This is a genomic window from Desulfomarina sp., assembly GCF_054039375.1.
Genome location: NZ_JBPLBA010000226.1, coordinates 1 through 5,735 on the forward strand (window position 1 = coordinate 1; position 5,735 = coordinate 5,735).

The 5,735-nt window shown below is 45.7% G+C and carries 5 protein-coding genes and 1 pseudogene; 5 read left to right on the forward strand and 1 reads right to left on the reverse strand.

What is annotated here, in order from left to right:
- Window positions 1-27 precede the first annotated feature (27 nt).
- From ACXLDX_RS12600 to ACXLDX_RS12610, 3 genes are all read left to right on the forward strand, one after another.
- On the forward strand, window positions 28-876 hold the full coding sequence (locus tag ACXLDX_RS12600; RefSeq protein WP_457577540.1) for an AAA family ATPase: 849 nt from the start codon (window positions 28-30) through the stop codon (window positions 874-876).
- 6 nt (window positions 877-882) lie between these two features.
- Window positions 883-2,079: a vWA domain-containing protein gene (locus tag ACXLDX_RS12605; protein ID WP_457577541.1), complete on the forward strand. Its 1,197-nt coding sequence runs from the start codon at window positions 883-885 to the stop codon at window positions 2,077-2,079.
- A 422-nt stretch (window positions 2,080-2,501) separates the two neighbouring features.
- Complete coding sequence (locus tag ACXLDX_RS12610; protein WP_457577542.1) at window positions 2,502-3,428, forward strand: uroporphyrinogen decarboxylase/cobalamine-independent methonine synthase family protein; 927 nt, start codon at window positions 2,502-2,504, stop codon at window positions 3,426-3,428.
- Here the strand turns inward: ACXLDX_RS12610 and ACXLDX_RS12615 are convergent.
- Window positions 3,406-3,771 (reverse strand): GIY-YIG nuclease family protein, encoded by a 366-nt coding sequence (locus tag ACXLDX_RS12615; RefSeq protein ID WP_457577543.1) that lies wholly within the window; start codon window positions 3,769-3,771, stop codon window positions 3,406-3,408. The two genes, ACXLDX_RS12610 and ACXLDX_RS12615, sit on opposite strands and share 23 nt — an antisense overlap.
- A 140-nt stretch (window positions 3,772-3,911) precedes the next feature.
- Here ACXLDX_RS12615 and tatC point away from each other — a divergent pair.
- Window positions 3,912-4,693, forward strand: a pseudogene (gene tatC, locus ACXLDX_RS12620) (twin-arginine translocase subunit TatC).
- Between the two features lie 142 nt (window positions 4,694-4,835).
- The coding region (locus ACXLDX_RS12625; RefSeq protein WP_457577544.1) for a class II fructose-bisphosphate aldolase at window positions 4,836-5,735 on the forward strand (900 nt) is incomplete at its 3' end.

Consider the following 5,735-nt stretch of genomic DNA (forward strand, 5'->3'; position numbering starts at 1 on the left):
ATTAGATATTTTATAAAGAGGCTGTTTATGGCAACGAAGCAATTTGATGGAGCGGTGAAATATATTCTTGATGATGAGTTGGCGAAAATCGTCAATATATCCATGGCATTGGAGATGCCACTTCTTCTGAAAGGAGAGCCCGGCACGGGAAAAACGATGCTTGCCCATGCAATTGCCGACAGCCTCCGCATGGAATTGATCATTTTGAACGTCAAATCCAATATGAAGCTGGTTGAAGCGTTATATCAATATGATACTCTTACCCGTCTTAATGACAGTCGTTTCGGGGATTCAGGCCGGGATGTGAGTGATATCCGCGCTTATATCAAGATGGGAAAGATCGGTCAGGCGTTTCGTGCGGAGGAGAGGTGCGTACTGCTGATTGATGAGATTGACAAGGCTGAAACAGAATTCCAGGATGATATGCTTGATGTACTTGACCAGATGCAGTTTGACATTATTGAAACTGATGATGTTGTCAGGGCAAAACACCGTCCGGTAATTATCATTACTTCAAATGCCAAAAAAGATCTGTCTGATCCGTTTCTTGGTCGCTGTAATTTTCATCATATTGCCTTCCCGGAGCCCAAAATGATGCGCAATATTATCCAGGTGCATTTTCCGGATATCGGAAAAAGACTGGCGGAAAATGCCATCAGGGCGTTCTATAATCTGAGAAATATTGAGGGTATTGAAAAGAAACCGGCAACACGTGAACTGATAAACTGGATCAGGGCGCTCCTGGCCGATCCTGATTTCAGGGATGGGGAGATGCTGGACAGGGAAATTCCCTATCTTGGGGTATTGTTCAAGAAAAGCGGTGACTATATACAGGCCGGCAACAGTGGATTGAAAAAGCGGTTTTTCAGGGGATAATAATACATGTTTGTCAATTTTTTCTTTCAGTTGAAAGAGGCCGGAATTCCTGTGAGTCCGACATCGTTTCTTACCCTGCACAGGGCTATGAGCAGAGGACTTGTAGCATCCCTGGATGATTTCTACACCGTTGCACGCACCATTCTGGTGAAGAGTGAAAAATTTTTTGATCTCTATGATCGTGTATTTTCACATATTTTTGAGGGAGAAACACTTGTACTGCCGCAGGATTTTGAATTTGATTTTCTGGCTGACAGCCTGTTGCAGGAATGGCTCAGGGACCCGAAGACAATGGCTGGAGCTCTGGGATTAGATGAAAAGAAAATGAGCACCATGTCGCCGGAGGAACTTCTCGATTATTTTAAAAAAAGACTGCAGGAGCAGGATGGACGGCATGACGGTGGTTCAAAATGGATAGGGACAGGAGGAACTTCACCCGTAGGGCACTCCGGTTATCATCCGGGCGGGATGCGGGTGGGGGGACAATCCAGAAACAGGAGTGCAGTTCAGGTGGCTGCGGAGCGCAGGTACAGGGATTATTCGACTGAGGCTCCCCTGACGCGGAGCTCAATAGGAGAAGCTCTGAAACGGTTACGGAATCTTGTGCCGACAGGAGCGCAGGACCAGATCAATATCGATGCCTCAATTTACCAGACAATGAAAAATGGTGGTGAAATAGAACTGGTTTTTGAGCGAGGGATTGTCGACAGGTTGAAAATTATCTTGGCTATTGACAACGGAGGGTGGTCAATGGATCCTTATGTTAATATAGTTAGAACCCTGTTCAGTTATGCTGAGTCACAGTTCAAGGACCTGAAAACCTATTTTTTTCATAATACCATTTATGATTACCTCTGGGAGGATTCGACCAGATACAGGCAACCTGTAAAAATTGATGAGTTGAGTCGGCTGGATCCGGAGACGCGGCTGATCATTGTCGGTGACGCTTCCATGGCTCCTTATGAGCTTATGGCCGCTGATGGATCAATATATGCCATGGAAAGAAGTGGTAAACCCAGCATTGAGAGGCTTAAATTTCTGGCCGAAACTTTTGAATCGGCAATCTGGCTGAATCCGACTCCTCGCGGACAATGGGAGTATACACATACGATTAAGGTTATCAGGACAATTTTCCCCATGTTCGAATTGACTCTGGACGGGCTGGAAAAAGGGGTGGCCTGCCTTATGGGGCGGCACCTGTGACCAATTACCTCAACGTTGCTTCCGATTATTGGATGACAATTCCTAATCCGGAGTTATTCTTGTCAATAAGCAGTTACGGTCGCAAACGCGTCCTTTTAATGAGTTTATATGAACTTTTCAAGTCGTTACTCGAAAATATTCATGAAGCCGTCACGGGTTCAGGTTTTAGATAAGCCGGCATGGCCGGAGTCTATGGCCCGGCCTTAAAAAAACAATGAAGATCCCGACTGCGGCAGTACAACCCTCAGCCGGGAATTTTCAGATAAAAAGGTAAAATAATGTCTCAATTCAAAGCACAATGTCTCCCTCTTTTAATTGGCAGCCTGCCATTAAATGATCACCGCCAGTCTGTTGAGTTGATTTTTGAATATACACCACAATTGCCCCTGTGGCCCCAGCTCCCGGTTTTTAAGGAGGAGGGGATGATTCTGCAATATATTCCCGGTCTCCCGGGGATTTCAGAAAAAAACGGCAAGGTTTATGTTGACGCAACTGGCGACGGATTTGAAGCAGAGCTTCTTGCCTATTATGAAGAGTATCTTCTGGTTTCAGAGGGTGCTGCAGACATTAATGATTCACGATTTGTTCTGTCTGAGCAGAGTGCCCGGGGATTTTATGAATTTCTTGAAATGGCATCAGGGAGAAGAGGTGATTTCCTCTCGCTGAAAGGCCAGACCACAGGCCCGGTGACCTTCTGTACCGGCCTGGTGGATCAGGATGACCGTGCCATTTTTTATGATGACCAGTTACGGGATGCCGCGGTAAAGCACCTTGGGTTGAAGGCCCGGTGGCAGGTGGCAAAAATGGCGGAATTCTGTGAGAAACCGATTATGTTTTTTGATGAACCGGGCCTTGCCGGTCTTGGATCTTCTGCTTTTATCACCATCAGTGATGAGGACATTGTTTCCTCCCTTTCCGAGGTGTTTGAGGCTGTGCGGACTGAAAATGGTCTGACCGGCGTCCATGTCTGTGCCAATACGGAATGGTCTGTGATTTTTGAATCAGGGGTGGATATCCTCAGTTTTGATGCTTATTCCTATTTCGATAAATTGATCTTGTATGGTGATCATTTAAAAACATTTTTTGCCGGGGGGGGGATTCTTGCCTCTGGTATTGTTCCGACAAATCCCGAGTACATAGACATGGAGTCTGTGGATACACTGGTGGAAAAGTGGTACAGCCAGGTGGATCAGCTGGCTGCCCTGGGAATTGACAGGGTTACGATTGCTGAGCAGACACTGCTTACTCCCAGTTGTGGAACAGGTACTGTTTCTTCTGCACAGGCAAAGCGGGTCCTTGAGCTGACCCGCGCAGTTTCTGAAAAAATCAGGCAGGATTTTTCGCTATAAGTCTTTTCTTGCCTGCCCTGTCCAGTCTCTTGATCTGAAATTCTCTGGCGGCTGCAGCGGAACGGGAGGGGGCGTTTTCCCGGTAGACGAGTTTAACTGGTTGCCTGGATTTTGTATATTTTGATCCTGTGGCGGATGAGTTGTGTTCCCGCACTCTTCTGTCAATATCTGTTGTAATCCCTGTATAGAGGGTGTTGTCGCAACATTGCAGAATATAGACAAACCAGGTGACTTCGGATTTTGCTGTTGATACCATTGCAAAAGTGTTATGTAAATGGTAAAGAATCGGTTTTACAGGGGGCTTTTCCAGGAAAAAGTATACCTGATTATTGAAAAAATGCATTTTAAAAACCTGATTACCCGTGAAACTCAGCCAGATTGAAGATAAGCATGATAAAACAGGTATATTCCAGGCTCACAAGCTACCGGCTGAGTTTTGCACGTAATTAAATTTCAGGATCTTTTATCAAAAGACAGTCGTATATGAATTCTGCCAACAGTAATGAGGAATTTGAGAAACAGGGGTTGACTGAGCACCTGCGTGAATTGCGCAGCTGTCTTATTGTATCATTTATTGCAGTATTCGTCGGTTTCTGTATTTCCTATACAGTAATAAGGCCAATTGGCAGCTTGTTTTTCAAACCCCTGACGTCGGTTTTGCCTGAAGGGACCTCACTTATTTTTACATCGTACCAGGAAGGGTTTTTTTTTATCTGAAACTGGCGCTGGTCTGTGGAATCCTTCTTGCTTCTCCTGTTGTTTTTTCACAGGTCTGGCGTTTTGTAGCTCCGGGACTGTTTAAACATGAAAAGCGAATTCTGCTCCCTTTTTCCTTTCTTTCCACGTTCTGTTTTATCGGAGGGGCTGCATTTGGATATTTTGTTGTATTCCCACCTGCTTTTCGTTTTCTTGTAGGGTATAATAACGAATTCCTCACCTCCCTGCCTTCGGTAAGCGAATATTTTTCCCTGGCGGTTCGTTTGCTTCTTGCCTTTGGAGTGATATTTGAGATGCCGATTTTCATGGTTTTTCTCTCCAAGGCAGGCGTTGTGAATGTCGCTTTTTTGAACAGAAACAGGAAATATGCAATTTTAATCAATTTTATTATTGCAGCCATACTGACCCCGACTCCGGATATCGTCAACCAGCTGATGATGGGTGTGCCCCTGATGATTTTATATGAAATAAGCGTGCTGGCAGTCCGGCTGTTTGGGAAAAAGAGTTTTGGCGGCTTCGGAAGCAGTGCCGAAATCGATAAACCCTGACACGGAAATGATGGGTAAGATGTGGTCCGGGGGAATATCCTGCCTGCCTTTTGAGTATCTTGTCACATCATTGAACAATAATGATTGTTCAGAGATAATTAAAACAAGTAGTTACAGTACAATTTGATTATGGAGGTGTTTTATGGGTACCAATACGGATTTCAGAAAGCTGATTGAAATCGGCAGGCCGCCGAATATAAAGAAACTTTTTCCATATTCCCAGGCTTTGATTGTCAGCGGCAAGGTTATTGACCGGGCCCTGTCGGCCAAGGGAAAAGCAATGACCATTGCCGCCAATGGACGAAATTCCTTTGTTATTCGTGGGGCACTTCTGGCGGCGCAACGGGCAGATGCGGCAATCATTGTTGAAATAGCCAGGTCAGAATCGACCTATTGCCCTGTCAATTTTTATAACCTTGCCCTTTACGTGGATAGTATCTGTAATGAACTCGGTATTACCATTCCCGTGGCCGTCCATGCGGATCATTACGGAATTAAAAGTGAGGATGATATCGGTTTTGCCAAAATGGAGATTCCTTCAATGTTTGATGCGGGAGTCACCTCCATTGCCGTGGATGCTTCCCATATGACCGACGACAAGAATCTGCTGGCAAATATTGAACTCAACAGCTGTATACCAGACTGGGCCGGCCTGGAGACCGAGGTAGGAGAGATCAAGGGGAACCAGGGGTTGTCCACGGTGGATGACGCCTCTTTTCTGATCCAGGGGTTGAATGCCTATGGTATTTTTCCGGACTGGATTGCCCTGAACAACGGCTCTTCCCATGGTCTTGAGGCCAGTGGCCAGGGAATTCAGGTGGATCTTACTGCAAAAATACATAAAGCGCTGGAACCCTACGGGGTAAATGGTGCGCAGCACGGAACTTCTGGTAATAATTCCGACAGATTACGTGAAATAGCGTCAAAAACACGAACAACCAAGGCTAATGTCGCCACCGCTCTGCAGATGGTTTCCTGGGGAGTTGAGGTGAATGATTACGGCAATGCTCAACTGGACGAAAATGGTGATTTCATCAAGGTG